Origin of the sequence: Bauldia sp., from assembly GCF_020442045.1 — a bacterium.
In the GTDB taxonomy this organism is placed as follows: Bacteria; Pseudomonadota; Alphaproteobacteria; order Rhizobiales; family Kaistiaceae; genus Bauldia.
Map to the genome: position 1 here is coordinate 1 of NZ_JAGRLA010000101.1, position 1,812 is coordinate 1,812.

Genomic DNA, 1,812 nt, shown 5'->3' on the forward strand with positions numbered 1-1,812 from the left:
AGCTTCCCTGGGGCGATCTCGACATCGACATCGTGATGGAGTGCACCGGCATCTTCACGTCCAAGGAAAAGGCGTCCGCGCACCTGTCGGCCGGCGCGAAGCGGGTCCTCGTTTCGGCGCCCGCCGACGGCGCCGATCTGACGGTCGTCTACGGCGTCAATCACGACAAGCTCTCCAAGGAGCACATGGTCGTTTCCAACGCCTCCTGCACGACGAACTGCCTGGCTCCGGTCGCCAAGGTGGTCAACGACGCGTTCGGCATCGAGAAGGGCTTCATGACCACGGTCCACGCCTATACGGGCGACCAGCCGACGCTCGACACGATGCACAAGGACCTCTACCGCGCCCGCGCTGCCGCGATGTCGATGATCCCGACCTCGACCGGCGCGGCGAAGGCGGTGGGCCTGGTGCTGCCGGAGCTCAAGGGCAAGCTCGACGGCGTGTCGATCCGCGTGCCGACCCCGAACGTCTCGGTGATCGACTTCAAGTTCGTGTCGAAGAAGCCGGTGACGGTCGACGAGGTGAACAAGGCGCTGGTCGCGGCGGCGGACGGATCGCTGAACGGCATCCTCGCCTACACGGACGAGCCGCTGGTCTCGATCGACATGAACCACAATCCCGCATCGTCGACCTTCGCGCTTGACCAGACCAAGGTCATCGAGGGCAATCTGGTGCGCGTGATGTCGTGGTACGACAATGAGTGGGGCTTCTCGAACCGCATGTCCGACACGGCGGTGGCGTTCGGAAAAACCATATAGGATCCGGACCCGGCCTTCTTGCCGGCTCTTTTCCGGTGGAAGATGACCGACGCCCGGCAGATGGCTGCCGGGCGTTTTCGCATTTCGGCGCATGTCCGGCGGTCATGGCGATACCGGCGTTGCTTTGGGGGCGGATTGCCGTTTCAATGAACCGGCCGGCGTCGGGGCGCGATTCCCCGGCCGCGTGGCGATCGGGACGCGCAACGCAACTCCGGGAGGCAAGCGCGACGACGGAAGGGATTTGAGGCGGGATGATAGACTGGATCTATGCGGTTACGCTGATCGGCACGATCCTCGTGCTCGTCGCCGCCTTCTCCAGCCTGCTGGCCTTCCGCTTCGGCACGCCGCTGCTGCTCCTGTTCCTCGGAATCGGCCTCGTCGCCGGCGTCGACGGGGTCGGGCTCGATTTCGACAATGCCGGCGTCGCCTATTTCATCGGCAGCCTGGCGCTCGCCGTCATTCTCTTCGATTCCGGCTTTGGCACGCCGATCCAGTCGTTCCGGCACGCGGCGTTCCCAGCACTTACGCTCGCCACCGTGGGCGTCGTCATCACGGCGCTGGTCTTCGGGCTGGCGGCGCGGCTTTTGCTCGGGCTCGGCTGGATGGAATCGATCCTGCTCGGCGCGATCGTCGGCTCGACGGACGCCGCCGCGGTGTTCTTCCTGTTGCGCGTCGGCGGCATCAACATCCGCGACAAGGTCCGCTCGACGCTGGAAATCGAATCCGGGTCCAACGATCCGATGGCGATCTTCCTCACCATCGCGCTTGTCGAGATCATCGCGGCGGGCACCGCGCTCGACGAGCTGAGCTGGGAGGTGCTGCTGCGCTTCGTGCTGCAGATGGGTCTCGGCCTGATCGCGGGCTATCTGGGCGGACTGTTGATCGTCGGGCTGGTCAACCGGCTGAACATGGAGCGCGGGCTGACGCCGATCTTCGTCATCGCGCTGTCGCTGCTCGTCTTCTCGGTGACCGGCGTCGTCGGCGGAAGCGGCTTCCTCGCGGTCTATGTCGCCGGCCTCCACGCGGGCAACCGCAACATGCGCTCGGCGCCGAC

Annotated in this window: 2 protein-coding genes; both read left to right on the plus strand. The window is 65.5% G+C overall.

The window, feature by feature from the left end:
* The coding region (locus tag KDJ86_RS11435; RefSeq protein ID WP_291745670.1) for a type I glyceraldehyde-3-phosphate dehydrogenase at positions 1-758 on the plus strand (758 nt) is incomplete at its 5' end.
* 254 nt (positions 759-1,012) lie between these two features.
* Positions 1,013-1,812: potassium/proton antiporter (locus KDJ86_RS11440; RefSeq protein ID WP_291745672.1), on the plus strand; the 800-nt coding region annotated here is incomplete at its 3' end.